A 16,000-nucleotide genomic window follows, 5' to 3' on the forward strand; every position below is an offset into this window, starting at 1 on the left:
ATATTTAAAACTTAGGAGAATTGTACTAAACAAACTTGAAGCCGATTTGCCTTCATATCTTTCCTATCATGGAATGGATCATACATTGGACGTATTGAATGTATGTGAGCAATATATCAGACGCTTAAATCTTACGGAAGAACAAAGATATCTTTTAAGAATAGGAGCAATTGTTCATGATATGGGATTCTTAAAAGGACCAGCAAATCATGAGGAGGTAGGTTCTGAAATGGCTGCAGGGATTATGCAAGAATTAGGAATGGGAGAAAGCCATATTAAGGAAGTGAAAGGTTTAGTGATGGCAACCAAGATCCCGCAAACTCCTTTAAATCCTTTGCAAATGATCATTTGTGATGCGGATTTGGATTATCTAGGAAGGGCCGATTACCCCGAAATTAGCCAGAAACTTTTTGAAGAGCTTAAATACATGAAGGTGATCGAGACAGATGAACAATGGAAAAATTTACAAATCAATTTTCTAAAAGCCCATCATTTTCATACTCCTTTTGCAATCAAGAACCGAGAGCCCCAAAAGCAGGCTTGGCTTAATAAGCTGCTAAATTCTTAACCCAATCTTCCTAATTGCATTGCTCTAGACGCATCTATATTCACAAAGATGAACAGAAGGATGGTAAAGGACCAGAGAGAGGAACCTCCATAGCTAAAGAATGGCAATGGAATACCAACTACTGGGAATAAACCAATAGTCATGGCAATATTGATCATAAAGTGAAATAGCAGGATAGATATAACTCCATATCCATAAATTCTTGCAAATCTGGTTTTCTGCCGCTCCGCCATGATTACCAAGCGAACCAAGAGAGTTACAAATAGTCCGATTACCACTAGACTACCCACCCAGCCAAATTCTTCTCCAAGCGTACAGAAAATAAAATCGGTATGCTGCTCGGGCACAAAATCAAATTTGGTTTGAGTCCCTTCTAAATAGCCTTTGCCCAATAGACCTCCTGAGCCAATCGCAATTTTAGATTGTGTGACATTCCATCCCACTCCCAAAGGATCTAAATTAGGATTAAATAGTACCATAATCCTATTTTGCTGGTGATCTGGAAGTTTGGAAACTACAAAATCAATACTGTAGCTATAGGCTACCATGCCTAAACCAATCAATGAAAAAACAATGGTTCTCTGCCAGCTTTTTTTTCCGATAATGATTAAAACCAGAACAATTAACCCAATCCCTGCTACCAGGTATAAGTTATTTTCTATTCCTAAGGATAAAAGTGTCAAGGCGATAAATCCAAAACCCAAAATGTAATAACGCTGAGGAAGACCTTCGCGATAAAACATCACAAGCAAAGAAAAATAAACCATGGCTGTTCCAGTATCCGGCTGTAATAGGATCAGAGCCACCGGAATTAATAGAACGCCAAAAGCAATCAATTGATTTTTGGTTTTACTTAGATCAAAGGTAGGACGCTCCATCACCTTGGCCAGTGCCAGTGCTGTAGCCAGTTTTGCAAATTCACCCGGCTGAATTCTAAAAGAGCCAAAGCCCACTGTAAGAACTTGTCCATTTACCTCTTTTCCTATAAATGGAGTAACAACTAGTAAGGCAATAAAAAAGATATAGATGAAAAGCGAAAGATTCTCAAAAAAACGGTAATCTGCTACCATGATCAGGATAATCAAGACTACAGAAATTCCAATCCTCACCAGTTGCTGTCCCGAGTTGATAGACATGTCAAACATGCTTTGTGGAGCCTGACTATCATAGACTGCAGCATAGATATTGAACCAGCCGAAAATGACCAAGGCAAAATAAATGGCTACTACTAACCAATCCACACGACTGATATGAATATCGGACTCTCTCATTTAATAGATAAAATTCCCTGCCAGTACATATTGCTCTAGCTCAGGCCTAGTGATTTCCTTACGGATGTATTTTTCGATCATGAGAGAGGCTGTACTAGCAGCTGCTCTACCACCCCAACCCGCATTTTCTACATAAACTGCGATGGCTATTTTGGGGTCATCCTTAGGAGCAAAGGCCACAAACACAGAGTGGTCTTCACCATGAGGGTTTTGAGCTGTTCCAGTTTTACCTGCAATGACTAAATCTTTCATAATTGCTCGGGTTGCTGTACCATATAGGGCTTCTGCCATGGCATCCTGAATCATGTCAAAATGATGAGCATCAACCCCGACCTCGTTTTTCGTTCTATATTTCTCTGGAATTTGTGTGGGATCGTTGTCTATTGCTTTTACTAAATGGGGGGGATAGTAAAATCCTTTATTCGCAAATATTGCAGCTAAATTGGCCATTTGTAGCGGTGTGACCAGCATTTCACCTTGACCAATAGAAAGGGAGTAAATCGTACTGTATTTCCATCGACCCTCTCCATAAAAACGATCATAGTATTTACTGGAAGGGACGCTGCCTCCTTTTTCATTTGGCATATCTACTCCCAATCGGCTACCTAATCCGAATTTCAGCACTTTTTCCCGCCAAGCATTTAGACCAATTTCAGTGTCCTTATAAGTATTGGAAGAAACTTCTTGATTGATGATTTGACGGAAAGCTTGATGATAATAGGGATTACAAGAATTCCTGATCGCACCGAATAAATTAACTGGTGAAGGGTGATTATGGCATGCCACTAATGACTTGTTACAGGCAAAGGTGGTATTAGGAGTCAAGATTCCCTCTTGCAAACCAATTAAACTCTGCACCACTTTAAAAATGGAGCCAGGAGGATAAGTTGCCATGATAGGCCTGTTAAAAAGAGGTTTGCTTTCATCAGAGTTTAAGCTCCTGTAAGTTTTACTGAAATCAGCTCCGGTTAAATCATTTGGATTATAATAAGGAGCGGAAATCATTGCCAAAATCTCTCCTGTTTTTGGTTCAATAGCCACTACCGATCCTTTTTTTCCACCCATTAAGAACTCGCCATATTTCTGCAAGTCCATATCAATAGTGGAGGTAATATTTTTTCCAGCTACAGAAGCGGTATCGTATTCTCCATCTTTGAAAGGTCCTTTGTCCACTCCCCTTACATTGACCATTTTATATTTTACCCCTTTCTCCCCTCTTAAATCATCTTCATAAAATCGCTCCATGCCACTCAGACCAACGTAGTCCCCTTGGACATAATAATTGGTTGAGTCCCTTTCCAATTGTCTTGCGTTGATTTCTCCAATATAACCCAAGGCATGCGCAGCAATGGGCAATGGATAAGATCTGACAGAGCGAGTCATGATAAATAATCCCGGGTAATCAATTAGGTAATCCTGCATTCTGGCAAAATCCGTAGTAGAAATTTGCTTGATAAGCGGAGATGGTTTCACCCAAGAATATTTTCTTGCAGCCTGATAGGATTCTATCAACTCCTCTTTAGTGATTTTGAAAAGTTCCAAGAATCGGGTAGTGTCTCCCACTTCAAATTCCTTTGGCACGATCATCAGATCAAAGATGGGGTTGTTGTAGACCAATAGTTTCCCATTCCGATCATACACGAGCCCCCGGTAAGGGTGGTCTACCACTCGTTGTATAGCATTCCTTTCAGCTTTTTTCATAAAGCTGTCGTCCATTACTTGGATCATAAATAGTTTGGTCAATAGTACCAAACCGATCAAGAAAATGAAGATGATTATTGCTACGGGTCTTTGGTCGTTCATCAGATTCCTCTCCTACGTTTGAAGAACAGTAGTTGTACAATTATAGCCAAAACGACTGTAAAAATCGAGGAGAATAAGCTTTTGTTTAAGATCCCTAAAAAAGCTCCTGACCCCCATTGATCAGCAGTAAAGAATAGAAGACAAAATGCAAAGGTCAAAGGAAGGGAATAGCTTATGAACCAACCCAATCCCATTTCCTGTAGGGTAGGCTGGGTGGAGTCATCATATCCTCCATTTGGCCGGATAATTTTTAACCACAGTGGTCTTAAAAATGCGAGTAGGGTAGCAGCAGAAGCATGCAATCCAATCGTGTCATAAAACACATCAATTGTCAGACCGACTCCAAAACTGATTAATAAGAGTTGGATTTCTCTAATTTGAAAAGGCAAACTGAGAATCCCTACTAAGTACAAAAAGCAAAATGCAACACCGAATAGGGCAAGATTTTTTAAGAAAAGAATCTGAACGAGCCCTAATATCAATAGAAGAAAAATAAAAGAGATCAGATTTCTAAAATTCATTAGTTAATTCAGATTGTTGATATAAGGAATCCAATTCATCGATCTGCGTATTTTCTACCAAATACACATAAGAAATTTTACTAAAATCCGCAGTGAGTGTTACCTCAATATCCAAGTAATTTGGATCCGAGGATTGGATAACATTTGAGATGATACCTATTTTTAAATTTCTAGGAAATACCGCACTGTAACCTGAAGTGACTACTGTATCTCCAACTTGTGCCTGTACATGTCTTGGGACATACAACATTTTGGCTTTCTGGGAATCTTGACCATCCCAATTGATGGATCCAAAATCTCCGGTGGACTTGATGATCGACGAAATCAATAGATCATTGTTCAATAACGAAATGCCAACTGCATAATTGTCTGAAACTGATTTTACCCTTCCCACTACTCCGCTCTCATTGAAAATCCCCATTCCTGGTTTCACACCTTGATTCCTACCTTTGTTTAAGGTCATGTGATTTTGCGTATATCGCAAGGAATTACTGATTACTCTTGCTCCCATAAACTCAAATTGGGAAGACAAGGCCGAATCCAAAGAGATTTCCACACTATCCGGTTCCAGTTTTAAACTACTCAATTGCTCCATGAGTCTGGAATTTTCCACTACTAAAGCTTCATTTGCTTCAGCAAGAGAGAAAAAATCACTCACATTGGATTGGGTCTCCAAAATAGAGCCTACTAATGCATTGGAGCTATTAAAGAACGCAGCACCCTGAGGGGAATTATTTGCTACTAGTAACCAGATGGCTATTATTTCTAGTAAAATGAATAAAAGAAAGGACCTTAAATTATAAAGGAATTGTAGGATGCGTAGCATTCAGGGTTTATGTCATCAATACTGTTCTGAAATTCTGTATATTTTTCAAGGCAGTTCCGGTACCTCTTACCACTGCTCTTAATGGATCTTCTGCGATGTGTATTGGAAGTTTGGTTTTCTGATGCAATCTTTTGTCCAAACCTTTCAATAAAGCTCCTCCACCAGTCAAATGGATTCCGTTGTCATAAATATCCGCTGATAATTCAGGAGGTGCTATTTCCAAAGCTTTAAGAACGGCTTCTTCGATTTTGGAAACAGATTTGTCCAACGCAAATGCAATTTCTGAGTAGGATACCTTAATTACTTTTGGAATCCCCGTCATCAAGTCACGCCCACGGATCTCGTGATCTTCTGGGGGCTCATCAAGTTCTGTCAATGCAGATCCTATGGCGATTTTTACTTTCTCAGCAGATCTTTCCCCAATCAACAAATTGTGTTGTCTTCTCATATAATCCAATATGTCTTTGGTGAATGTATCACCTGCCACTCGTATGGATTGATCAGCAACAATACCTGACAAAGCAATCAAAGCAATCTCTGTAGTACCCCCTCCGATATCAACAATCATCGACCCCATGGGCTTTTCAATATCGATTCCAATACCTATTGCGGCAGCAATTGGTTCGAAAATCATATATACTTCTTTGGCACCAGCATGTTCCGCTGAGTCACGAACAGCTCTTTTTTCAACTTCTGTAATACCAGAAGGGATACAGATCACCATTCGGTGTGATTGAGGGAACATTCCTTTCTTTTGACCAGGGATCATTTTTATCAACCCACGAATCATTTGCTCTGCTGCATAGAAATCAGCAATTACACCATCCTTTAATGGTCTAATTGTTTTGATGTTTTCATGCGTTTTCTCATGCATGTTCATCGCTTCTCTTCCAACGGCCAATACACGGTTGTTGGTTTTATCAATCGCAATGATTGAGGGTTCATCCACCACTATTTTATCCTTATGGATAATCAGCGTGTTGGCTGTACCCAAATCGATGGCTATATCACTTGAGAAAAAATCGAATAATCCCATTTTTGACTTGTTGATTGGCTTAAAATTGCTGTTAATAGTTCAATATAGTACGATGTGCACTCAATATTAAACGGGGGTCGGCAAAATTATTACCTTAATGGGAGAAATCTGAAAGAAACCCGATATTTTTTGGTGTTATTATTAAAATGGTGGTCAGTTACTTTGGCTGGTAAAATCAAAATGTAAGAAATCCCCCAATTTGGGTGTTTCTTTACTTCTCTTCTTGTAGATTTTTTACTCAAATTGTTTTTGCATCAAATTTATTTTACCTTTGCGTCGTATTCGAAAGTTTCTGGAGGGGACACCATATGTCCCCTCTTTCATTATGCATACTATGTCCGAACTGAAGCAGTCTATCGAAGAAATTGTTGAAAAGCATCTTCCGGATGAAAAACACTTCATTGTGGAGGTTTCAATGGTTAATAAAGGAGGGAAAACAACCTTGAGCATCTTAATTGATGCAGATGAAGGGTTGAATATCCAGACTTGTGCCGATGTAAGTAGAGCGGTTTCCGAGGAATTGGAAGTTCAGGACTTGATGCCCGGAGCATATATTTTGGAAGTTTCTTCACCAGGATTGGATTATCCATTGAACGGTAAAAGACAATTCCAAAAAAATATAGGAAGGGAATTGAAAGTTTTGTTGACTACAGGGAAAGAACTTGTAGGTAAATTAGTAGATGTAGAGGAGGCTGGCGTGAAAATGCTGGTCAAGAAAAAAGAAAAAGGCAAAAAAGCCACGGAAGAGGAAGTAACTCTTCCTTTTGAAGAGATGAATAAAACAATCGTACAAGTATCTTTTAAATAACTCAAATGGATGCCAAAATCTTAATAGAATCCTTCGCAGATTTTGCGAGATCTAAAAATGTGGATCGACCAACCATGATCCGTATCCTGGAAGATGTGTTCAGAGCAATGATTAGAAAGAAGTTTGAATCTGATGAAAACTTCGATGTAACGATCAATGCTGATAAAGGTGACCTCGAGATTTTCAGAATTAGAGAGATTGTTGACGATAATTCTGAGGATATTTGGGATTTTGATAAAATCAGTTTCAGTGAAGCTAGAAAAATTGAACCTGATTTTGAGATTGGCGAGGAAGTTTACGAAAAAATTGAGTTGGAGGAGTTTGGAAGACGAGCAGTTCAGATGGCCCGTCAGACTTTGATTCAGAGAATTAAGGATCTTGAAAAAGATATCCTTTATAATAAGTATGAAGAGCAGGTAGGAGAAATCGTTTCAGCAGAAGTGTATCAGATTCTGGGAAGAGAGATTCTTTTGATGGATGGGGAAGGTAACGAATTGATTCTTCCTAAAGGAGAGCAAATTCCTAAGGACAGATTTAGAAAAGGGGATACCGTTAAAGCAATTGTTCACAGAGTGGACATGATGAACGGGAATCCTAAGATCATTCTTTCCAGAACTTCTCCAGTGTTTTTGGAACGATTATTTGAAAATGAGGTTCCTGAGGTGTACGATGGATTGATCACAATTGTGAAGATTGTCCGTGAGCCAGGGGAAAGAGCTAAAGTTGCTGTAGAATCTTATGACGACAGAATAGATCCAGTGGGAGCTTGTGTCGGTATGAAAGGTTCTAGAATTCATGCAGTAGTTCGAGAACTTCAAAATGAAAATATTGATGTGATTAATTTCACAGATAATTTGGAACTTTACGTGACCAGAGCTTTGAGCCCTGCCAAAGTTTCATCCATTACAGTTAATAAAGAGACCAAGAGAATCTCTGTATTCTTGAAGCCAGATCAAGTATCACTTGCTATTGGTAAAGGAGGATTCAATATCAAACTGGCCAGTAAATTGGTAGATTATGAAATTGATGTCTTCCGTGAATTGAATGAATACGAAGAGGAGGATGTTGATCTAATTGAATTCAGTGATGAAATCGAAGGATGGATCATTGATGAATTGAAAAAAACAGGTCTAGATACTGCAAAAAGTGTCTTGACTTTAGGTAAGGAGGATTTACTCCGAAGAACAGAACTTGAGGAAGAGACGATCGATGAGATATTCCGTATCCTCAGACAAGAATTTGAACAATAATACAAGGGAATTACAAATTAAAATACCCTATTTTACTTAAGATTTCGAAAGAGGTTTTTGCTTATGTCAGAAGAAAAAATGATGCGATTAGGCCAGATAGCCAGAAAACTCAACGTGGGAACGGCGACCATCGTTGAGTCAATGGCTAAAAAGGGCTTTGAGGTGGAGAATAATCCGAATTCCAAGATCAGTATGGAACAAGTAGAGATGCTGAGAAAGGAATTCAAGTCTTCTGCCCTCGATAAAGAAGAGGCCTCCCACCTCTCTATAGGGAAGCGCCATGAGCCTATTTCGATGGAGTCTGAAACTCCTAAGCAAGAAAAGGCTCCAGAGCCAGAACCAAAACCGGTTCAAAAAGAGGCTCCTAAACCTGAGCCTAAAGTTGAAGTAACTCCAACGCCGGCTCCTGAGCCAACGCCGAAAGTAGAAGCAAAAACACCTGAAGCGAAAGCTGAAGAATCAGCTCCTGCGCCAACCCCTAAGTCTGAGCCTACTCCATCTGCTTCAGCTCCAAAACAAGCTGAACCTGAAAAAGTAGAGCCTGAGGCTCCGAAATTGGAAGGGATCAAAGTCTTAGGAAAAATTGATTTGAGCAAAAAACCTGCTTCTAATCAAAGACCTGGTCAAGGGAATAGAGGTCAAAGACATGGTGGGGATTATAAGAAGCCTCATCAACAGCAAAAGCCTGGTCAAGACCAGAAAAAGCAAAATGCTCCTCAGGGAGGTCAACAAACCAAGCCTGCACCTAAGCCGGAAGTAAAGCCTGCTGCTCCTTCCACTCCAGCAGCTCCTGCTGCTGAAGTGAAAAAGCCAAAGGACGAAGTGATTTCTGCGAAAGCAGATTCTTTAAAAGGATTGACTGTATTGGGGAAAATTGAACTTCCTGCAGACAAACCTAAAAAGAAAGGTGGTCCAGTTGCATCTTCTGACGAAAGAGGTAGAGATAAAAAGAGACCTCGTAAAAGAATTGACAAGGGTGGTTCCAACGCAGGTGGAAATAGAAACCAAGGTGGAGGAAATAGAAACCAAGGTCAACGAGGCAATAATCAAAATAGAGGAGGACAAGGCAGAGTACAAAAAGCTGAGCCAACTCAAAAAGAAATTCAAGATCAGATCAAACAAACGCTTGCTAGACTTCAAGGAAATAAACCGGGTGGTGGAAAATCCAAGTCTAGAAGAGATAAAAAGGCAGAGCGAGAGAGAGAAGTTGATCATGAAAATGAAGAAACAAAATTGTTGAAAGTCACAGAATTTATTTCTGCAAATGACTTAGCAGCATTGTTGGATGTTTCTGTCAATCAAATTATTTCTACCTGTATGTCCCTGGGTATGTTCGTTTCGATCAACCAGAGATTGGATGCAGAAGCCATTACCATCATTGCAGATGAATTCGGATATGACGTAGAGTTTACGAAGTCTATTGAAGATGAAATCGTAGAAGAGGTGGAGGACGATCCAGAAGACTTGATCGAAAGAGCTCCTATTGTGACCATCATGGGTCACGTAGATCACGGTAAAACATCCTTGTTGGATTACATTAGAACTTCCAAGGTGACTGCTGATGAAGCAGGGGGGATTACCCAACACATTGGAGCTTATGATGTGATGACCAAAACAGGTCATAAAATCGCATTCCTTGATACTCCTGGTCACGAGGCATTTACTGCCATGCGTGCTCGTGGTGCCAAAATTACTGACGTCGCAATTATTGTAATTGCAGCGGACGATAGCATCATGCCACAGACCAAAGAAGCGATCAATCACGCTCAGGTAGCTGGAGTACCTATGATCTTTGCGATCAATAAGATTGATAAGCCTAATGCTAATCCAAATAAGATCAAAGAGGAATTGGCCAATATGAACTTGTTGATTGAGGAATGGGGTGGAAAATACCAATCTCAGGAATTATCAGCTAAAACAGGTGAAGGTGTAGACGACTTGCTTGAAAAAGTACTTTTGGAAGCAGAAGTATTGGAATTGAAAGCAAATCCAGATAAAAATGCAGTGGGTACTGTAATCGAAGCTTCCTTGGATAAAGGACGTGGTTATGTGACCACCATTATGGTCCAAAGTGGTACCTTGAAAATTGGAGATATCACGTTGGCAGGTAAGCACTATGGCCGTGTGAAAGCCATGTTTGACCATAAAGGTAAAAAGCTGAAAACTGCCGGACCTTCTACTCCTGTCCAGTTATTGGGACTGAGTGGTGCTCCTCAAGCAGGGGATATCATCAAAGTGTATGATACCGAAAGAGAAGCTAGAGAAATTGCTAACTCAAGAGAACAGATTCAAAGAGAGCAAAGCCTTAGAACTAAGAAGCATATTACTTTGGATGAAATTGGTCGTCGTTTGGCAATCGGTTCATTTAAGGAATTGAATATCATCATTAAAGGTGATGTGGATGGTTCAGTTGAAGCACTTTCCGATTCATTGTTGAAGCTTTCTAAGGATGAAGTAAAAGTGAATATCATCCATAAAGGAGTAGGGCAGATTTCTGAATCTGACGTATTGTTGGCTTCTGCTTCTGATGCAATTATTCTAGGCTTCCAAGTAAGACCGTCTTCTAATGCGAAGAAACTAGCTGAACAAGAAGAAATTGAAATCAGACATTACTCGATTATCTACGATGCGATTAATCAAATCAAAGATGCTATCGAAGGAATGCTCGAGCCAGAATTTGAAGAAGTAATCACTGGTAATATTCAAGTTCGTGAAGTATTTAAGATTTCTAAGATCGGTACTGTTGCAGGTTCTTATGTAATGGATGGTTACATCACACGTAAGAATAAGATCAGAGTGATCCGTGACGGAATTGTGATACATGAAGGTGAAATCGATCAATTGAAGCGATTCAAGGACGATGTAGCTGAAGTGAAAGCTGGTTACGAATGTGGTATTTCAATCAAAAACTTCAACAATATCGAGATCGATGATACGATTGAAGGATACGAGATGAAAGAAATTAAGCGTAAAAAATAAATTCGCTTAGAATTATATGTAGAAAGGAACGGCTTGCCGTTCCTTTTTTATTTTTGACCTATGATTGAATCAATTCTGATACTGTTAAAAATAGCTATCGCAATCTCGATACTAAATCTGGTTATCGGAATGATAAAACCAGTGTATGTATTATGGTTTTTAGATAGATCAAACAGATTGAAAGTTTTGAAAATATTTGGATTGACTTCAATTGTATTGTGGCTAATCCATTTTTTGCTAAAATATTATATTGCTTAAACTGAATATTTCAGTGTATTTTTTATTAATCCGATTGGGGATTCCCTGAGATTATTCATACTTTTCAAGGTATTTCTTCCAAGAATTGAAAAAATTCTCTTCCATATTGCTCCTTGCGTGTTTCGCCATCTATCAGTTTGGTTACTACGCATTCTATTTTTCATATGAGAATCATCTTGAGGCTCAATGGGAGGAAGATGTTTTTGAAATGGATATGAATCTGGACGAACAGAAAATGCTGGAAGTTCCTTTGACAGTTCCATATATGTCCTTCCAGGAAGACTTTCAAGTGACCAATACTCGATTTGAATTGGATGGGAATTACTACAGAGCAATCAAACAACGATATACTCAGGAAACTTTACAGATCATTTATGTTCCGGATACTTCGAGAACAGTATTGGACAATACATTTAAGCAGTGGGTTTCTTCATTAATAGGGGATGATTTACCCCAAGACCAACAGGGTAAGTCGGTGCTTAAGAATTTTGTAAAGGATTATATTCAAGCCTGCGACTTTAGTTTTACTGCATTCAAACAATCGATAATTGACAAAACGGTAGTTTCTATTTTTTCTGCCTATAAGAATCCTTTCTATTCTTTGGATTCACCTCCTCCACAATTGGGTTAATTATTTCCGGATTTTTAATTATTCATCATGAAGGAGGAATACTCTTTCTGAAAGACTGTGTCTTCTATAATCTCAATTGAGTTTTGCTAAGATACATTTTTCAATAACCCAAAAACTATGAAAAAATTTACTCTGATGCTGTTGTCAGTAACAGCTCTATATATTGGATCAATTAACGTCTATGCCCAAGGATGCGTCGCTATCCGTCAATTTTCAGGATTAGGAAATGCAGTGGGACAAGGAAATATGCTCGAAAAAGGAGAATTGAATATTTCCGCAAATTATCGATACTTTAAATCCTTTCGACACTTCAGGGGGTCTCATGAAGAGCCCAATCGAATCGAGGATGGGACCCAAGTAATCAACCATCAACATGGGCTGGATTTGAATATCAGTTATGCATTTTCTGAAAGAATTTATGGTATAGTTTCTTTACCCTACCAATACAATGAACGAAGTTCTTTATATGAACATGGTAGAACAGAGAGGCATACTACCTATTCTCAAGGATTAGGAGACATTCGAATAGGCGCAGGCTATTGGTTGCTTTCCGGAGAAAAAGCGAAAAAAGGAAATACAGCAATTGGATTGGGTATCAAATTCCCGACAGGCGATTATGCTTCCACCAGCACATTTTATAACCAAGGTGAAAATGGAGAGGAACAGATCAAAACCGTAGATCAATCCATTCAGTTGGGAGATGGAGGGACAGGCTTTATCGTAGATTTCCAAGGTTTATGGAATTTGAAAGGAACCTATTTCTGGTATTATGACGGGTTCTACCTATTTAATCCAAGAGAAACGAATGGTACTCCAACCAATAGAAGACGCGAAAATGAAGCGATCATGAGTGTTCCTGATCAGTTTGCATTGCGAACTGGAGTGTTCAATTCTTTTGAAAAGATCCACGGTTTGGGATTATCCCTTGGTGGACGTGTAGAAGGAATTCCGGTTCGGGATGTTTTCGGAGGAAGTAATGGATTTAGAAGACCAGGCTATATTGTATCAGTGGAGCCAGGAATTAGCTATATGAAAGGGAATGTTACGGGAACCTTAAATGTGCCAATTGCACTATTGAGAAATAGAACTCAAAGTGTGACAGATATTGAAAATTCTACCCCAGATGACAAGGTCCATGGTGATGCAGCTTTCGCAGATTACTTGATCAATTTTACATTGGCTTGGAGAATACCTAAAAAAGTGAAATCTCCTTTTGGGACACTTCAATAATTGTTAGAGGTTAAAGGGCTTTTGCATGCTCTTTAACCTCACTTTTCAAACTTTTGGTGGCCAACACCATTAAAGAAATTGCCAAAATAAATAGGGCAGCAGCAATCGCTGAAAGTACATATACTTGTTCTTGGAAATTTTTCCAGGCAAATAGACCTAAAGAAGCTAGGGTGACCGTAAACATGAAAAACATGGGAATGGTCACAAACCAAGCATTTACTTTTTCGCGGATCATCCAAACGGCAATGGTCAATAGAGCCAAAGCAGCTAACAATTGATTGGCAGAACCGAAAATAGGCCAAAGTGTGGTAAATTCTCCCGAGACCAATAATAGGATGGATAGTGCCACTACGATGCCGGTAGATAGATAGCGATTCGTAGCTATTTTCTTTGCTACAGGTTGAGGAATGTCCTCAAAATACTCCTGTAAAGTAAATCTTGCCAATCTTGTACAGGTATCTAAAGTGGTTAAGGCAAATGCTGAAACGGTTAATGCAACAAATGCAATTGCAAATTCTTCAGGGATTCCCAAACTTGAAATCATTCCGCCCAAGCCTGTGGAAAATAGTGCTACAGGGCCTTCTCCAGTTAACTTGGTGAAATAGTCTCCGCGTTCCAACACGATGACTGCACAAACGGAGATAATGGCCAAAAATGACTCGATCAACATTCCTCCGAATCCTACCAACTTGGCATCGCTGGCTTTATCCAATTGTTTGGAAGTGGTCCCGGATGCCACCAAGGAATGAAATCCACTTATAGCTCCACAGGCAATGGTGATAAAAAGCACTGGAAATATGTAGCCTAAACTTTCTGAAGAAGTGACTATTTCATTGGTCATCTTCACCTCTGGGTTTGCAATGAAAATGCCCAGAACTGCTGCGATGATCATTCCATATAATAAAAAGCTATTTAAATAATCTCGAGGTTGTAAAAGCAAACTTACTGGGGTGACAGAAGCAATGAAAGCATAACCCAATAAGGCTAAAATCCAGATCTTATAATCTAAAACGAATGGAAATTGGATTCCCACAAACACAAAGAAATACATCAAAATGACCCCAATCGTACTTAAAATAGCAAAAGCAATTTTCCTGCTTCCAATCATTTTACTTACTTGGCCAAATGCCATCGCAAGGAATATAAACGAGATAGAAGCGGAAGCGACTCCTGGATTGCTAACAAACGTTTTTGCTATGATATCTGCGAAAACACCGATTACAAGTATGAGTGTGGAAAATGAAAACAACACAAATAACTGTTTCCCTTTTGGTCCTATTTGATTTCTAATGATGACTCCAATGGATTTGCCTTCTGTTTTTAAAGAAGCTGCCATGCTTCCTAAGTCATGCACCGCTCCAAAAAAAATTCCTCCTACCAAAATCCAAATAACCGCGGGAATCCATCCAAATGTCACTGCGATGATGGGGCCTACGATAGGTCCTGCTCCCGCAATAGAGGCAAAATGATGACCAAGTACCACAATAGGTTTACTAGGCTCATAATCTACCCCGTCATTGAACTCATGGGATGGCGCTGGTTTATCATCTGAAAGGCCAAACTTTTTATATACAAAACCTCCATATAGCTTATAGGCTAAAAAAAGAATGATACCAGATGCTAGTAATAATAGGGGAAGGCTCATATTTGGGTTATTTGGCAATACCTCAAAACGCAGTATATTCGTACTGAGTCTATTTTATTATTCAAAATAAAGCAAATATATAGGGAGTTAAAAAGAAATTTTTTCGGATGGTAAAAAGAAATTATTGATTAAATAAAACAACGCGGGAGAATTACCGGTTTTATTTAATGGAGATATGGACTAAATTTGTAACCTTTGACTTGTCAAAACAACGACCTAAAATCACAATATGGCTTGGTTTAAAAGAACTGACAAAGGCATCAAAACTTCCACAGCGGAGAAAAAGGATACTCCTGATGGCCTTTGGTTTAAAACCCCGAATGGGAATATCATTCATACGCGTGAATTGAAAAATAACGCTTATGTGTGTCCTGATGATGATTTCCACGTAAAAATCGGATCTAAAGAATACTTCGAAATACTGTTTGATGGTAATAAATTCACGGAGCTGGATAAGGATATGAAATCCGGTGATCCCTTGAAATTTACCGATACTAAACCGTATACTTCGAGAATCGAAGCGACGATAAAAAAGACGGAACTCAATGATGCTGTAAGATCTGCGGTTGGAAAAATGAACGGATTGGACCTAGTGGTATCCTGTATGGACTTCAATTTTATTGGAGGATCTATGGGATCAGTTGTGGGAGAGAAGATCGCTAGGGCGATTGATTATTCCCTAAAACATAAGGTTCCATTTCTTATGATTTCTAAATCCGGTGGAGCAAGAATGATGGAAGCTGGTTTTTCATTGATGCAAATGGCCAAAACTTCTGCAAAGTTGGCGCTATTGGATCAAGCAGGAATTCCATTTATTTCTTTATTGACAGATCCTACTACAGGTGGTGTTACAGCCTCTTATGCAATGTTGGGAGATTTTAACATTGCGGAGCCAGAAGCATTAATCGGATTTGCAGGTCCAAGAGTTATTAGAGAAACAATCGGGAAAGATCTGCCTAAAGGATTCCAAAGTTCTGAGTTTGTTTTGGAACATGGTTTCTTGGATTTTATCATCGATCGACGTCAATTAAAGAGTCGTTTGACCACTTTGCTAAACCTCTTGCATAATTAATCAGTTATCCTATCAAATGAATTACAGTTTCTGGCCAAATTTGGATTTGGTTATGACCTGTTTATAGGATTTATAAATATATTTGTGTTCGAAAATCGGAAT

13 protein-coding genes are annotated in these 16,000 nt (G+C 39.1%); 7 read left to right on the forward strand and 6 right to left on the reverse strand.

Annotation, left to right across the window (positions count from 1 at the left end; all coding sequences use genetic code 11):
• Positions 1-46 precede the first annotated feature (46 nt).
• Entirely contained in the window at positions 47-568 is a 522-nt protein-coding gene (locus tag BUR11_RS19155) for an HD domain-containing protein (RefSeq protein ID WP_234982204.1), read from the forward strand.
• On the opposite strand, the gene rodA is transcribed toward BUR11_RS19155, so the two are convergent.
• Genes rodA through BUR11_RS19180 form a run of 5 tightly spaced genes read right to left on the reverse strand, consistent with a single transcriptional unit; the run spans position 565 to position 6,025 of the window.
• Entirely contained in the window at positions 565-1,839 is a 1,275-nt protein-coding gene (gene rodA, locus BUR11_RS19160) for a rod shape-determining protein RodA (protein ID WP_074226652.1), read from the reverse strand. The genes BUR11_RS19155 and rodA overlap by 4 nt on opposite strands.
• Positions 1,840-3,642, reverse strand: coding sequence for a penicillin-binding protein 2 (gene mrdA, locus BUR11_RS19165; RefSeq protein ID WP_074226653.1), 1,803 nt, complete (start codon positions 3,640-3,642; stop codon positions 1,840-1,842).
• Entirely contained in the window at positions 3,642-4,163 is a 522-nt protein-coding gene (locus tag BUR11_RS19170) for a rod shape-determining protein MreD (protein ID WP_074226654.1), read from the reverse strand. The genes mrdA and BUR11_RS19170 overlap by 1 nt, the downstream gene beginning before the upstream one ends.
• Positions 4,153-4,989: a rod shape-determining protein MreC gene (gene mreC, locus BUR11_RS19175; RefSeq protein WP_074226655.1), complete on the reverse strand. Its 837-nt coding sequence runs from the start codon at positions 4,987-4,989 to the stop codon at positions 4,153-4,155. Before mreC ends, BUR11_RS19170 begins: the two co-directional genes overlap by 11 nt.
• A gap of 7 nt (positions 4,990-4,996) precedes the next feature.
• Entirely contained in the window at positions 4,997-6,025 is a 1,029-nt protein-coding gene (locus BUR11_RS19180) for a rod shape-determining protein (RefSeq protein WP_074226656.1), read from the reverse strand.
• A gap of 334 nt (positions 6,026-6,359) precedes the next feature.
• Here BUR11_RS19180 and BUR11_RS19185 point away from each other — a divergent pair, with 334 nt between their 5' ends.
• The 5 genes from BUR11_RS19185 (at position 6,360) to BUR11_RS19210 (ending at position 13,181) form a co-directional block, all read left to right on the forward strand.
• On the forward strand, positions 6,360-6,833 hold the full coding sequence (locus tag BUR11_RS19185; protein WP_074226657.1) for a ribosome maturation factor RimP: 474 nt from the start codon (positions 6,360-6,362) through the stop codon (positions 6,831-6,833).
• Positions 6,834-6,838: 5 nt separating this feature from the next.
• On the forward strand, positions 6,839-8,083 hold the full coding sequence (gene nusA, locus BUR11_RS19190; protein ID WP_074226658.1) for a transcription termination factor NusA: 1,245 nt from the start codon (positions 6,839-6,841) through the stop codon (positions 8,081-8,083).
• A 63-nt stretch (positions 8,084-8,146) separates the two neighbouring features.
• The gene (gene infB, locus BUR11_RS19195) at positions 8,147-11,062 is read left to right on the forward strand and encodes a translation initiation factor IF-2 (RefSeq protein WP_074226659.1); all 2,916 of its coding nucleotides are present in this window, start codon (positions 8,147-8,149) and stop codon (positions 11,060-11,062) included.
• A gap of 343 nt (positions 11,063-11,405) precedes the next feature.
• Complete coding sequence (locus BUR11_RS19205; RefSeq protein ID WP_074226661.1) at positions 11,406-11,951, forward strand: hypothetical protein; 546 nt, start codon at positions 11,406-11,408, stop codon at positions 11,949-11,951.
• Positions 11,952-12,068: 117 nt separating this feature from the next.
• A complete protein-coding gene (locus BUR11_RS19210) occupies positions 12,069-13,181 on the forward strand; it encodes a protein involved in meta-pathway of phenol degradation (RefSeq protein WP_074226662.1) in 1,113 nt (370 codons plus the stop codon).
• A gap of 10 nt (positions 13,182-13,191) precedes the next feature.
• Here the strand turns inward: BUR11_RS19210 and BUR11_RS19215 are convergent, their stop codons facing one another.
• Complete coding sequence (locus BUR11_RS19215) at positions 13,192-14,826, reverse strand: carbon starvation CstA family protein (protein WP_074226663.1); 1,635 nt, start codon at positions 14,824-14,826, stop codon at positions 13,192-13,194.
• A gap of 229 nt (positions 14,827-15,055) precedes the next feature.
• Between BUR11_RS19215 and accD the strand changes: the two genes are divergently transcribed.
• Entirely contained in the window at positions 15,056-15,898 is an 843-nt protein-coding gene (gene accD / locus BUR11_RS19220) for an acetyl-CoA carboxylase, carboxyltransferase subunit beta (protein ID WP_074226664.1), read from the forward strand.
• Positions 15,899-16,000: the final 102 nt, after the last annotated feature.

It is taken from the genome of Algoriphagus halophilus, assembly GCF_900129785.1.
GTDB classification, from domain to species: Bacteria; Bacteroidota; Bacteroidia; order Cytophagales; family Cyclobacteriaceae; genus Algoriphagus; species Algoriphagus halophilus.

Coding starts and splice junctions, on each gene's coding strand:
- rodA (WP_074226652.1), bottom strand. CDS start 1,839: ATGAGAGAGTCCGATATTCATATCAGTCGTGTGGATTGGTTAGTAGTA.
- mrdA (WP_074226653.1), bottom strand. CDS start 3,642: ATGAACGACCAAAGACCCGTAGCAATAATCATCTTCATTTTCTTGATC.
- BUR11_RS19170 (WP_074226654.1), bottom strand. CDS start 4,163: ATGAATTTTAGAAATCTGATCTCTTTTATTTTTCTTCTATTGATATTA.
- mreC (WP_074226655.1), bottom strand. CDS start 4,989: ATGCTACGCATCCTACAATTCCTTTATAATTTAAGGTCCTTTCTTTTA.
- BUR11_RS19180 (WP_074226656.1), bottom strand. CDS start 6,025: ATGGGATTATTCGATTTTTTCTCAAGTGATATAGCCATCGATTTGGGT.
- BUR11_RS19185 (WP_074226657.1), top strand. CDS start 6,360: ATGTCCGAACTGAAGCAGTCTATCGAAGAAATTGTTGAAAAGCATCTT.
- nusA (WP_074226658.1), top strand. CDS start 6,839: ATGGATGCCAAAATCTTAATAGAATCCTTCGCAGATTTTGCGAGATCT.
- infB (WP_074226659.1), top strand. CDS start 8,147: ATGTCAGAAGAAAAAATGATGCGATTAGGCCAGATAGCCAGAAAACTC.
- BUR11_RS19210 (WP_074226662.1), top strand. CDS start 12,069: ATGAAAAAATTTACTCTGATGCTGTTGTCAGTAACAGCTCTATATATT.
- BUR11_RS19215 (WP_074226663.1), bottom strand. CDS start 14,826: ATGAGCCTTCCCCTATTATTACTAGCATCTGGTATCATTCTTTTTTTA.
- accD (WP_074226664.1), top strand. CDS start 15,056: ATGGCTTGGTTTAAAAGAACTGACAAAGGCATCAAAACTTCCACAGCG.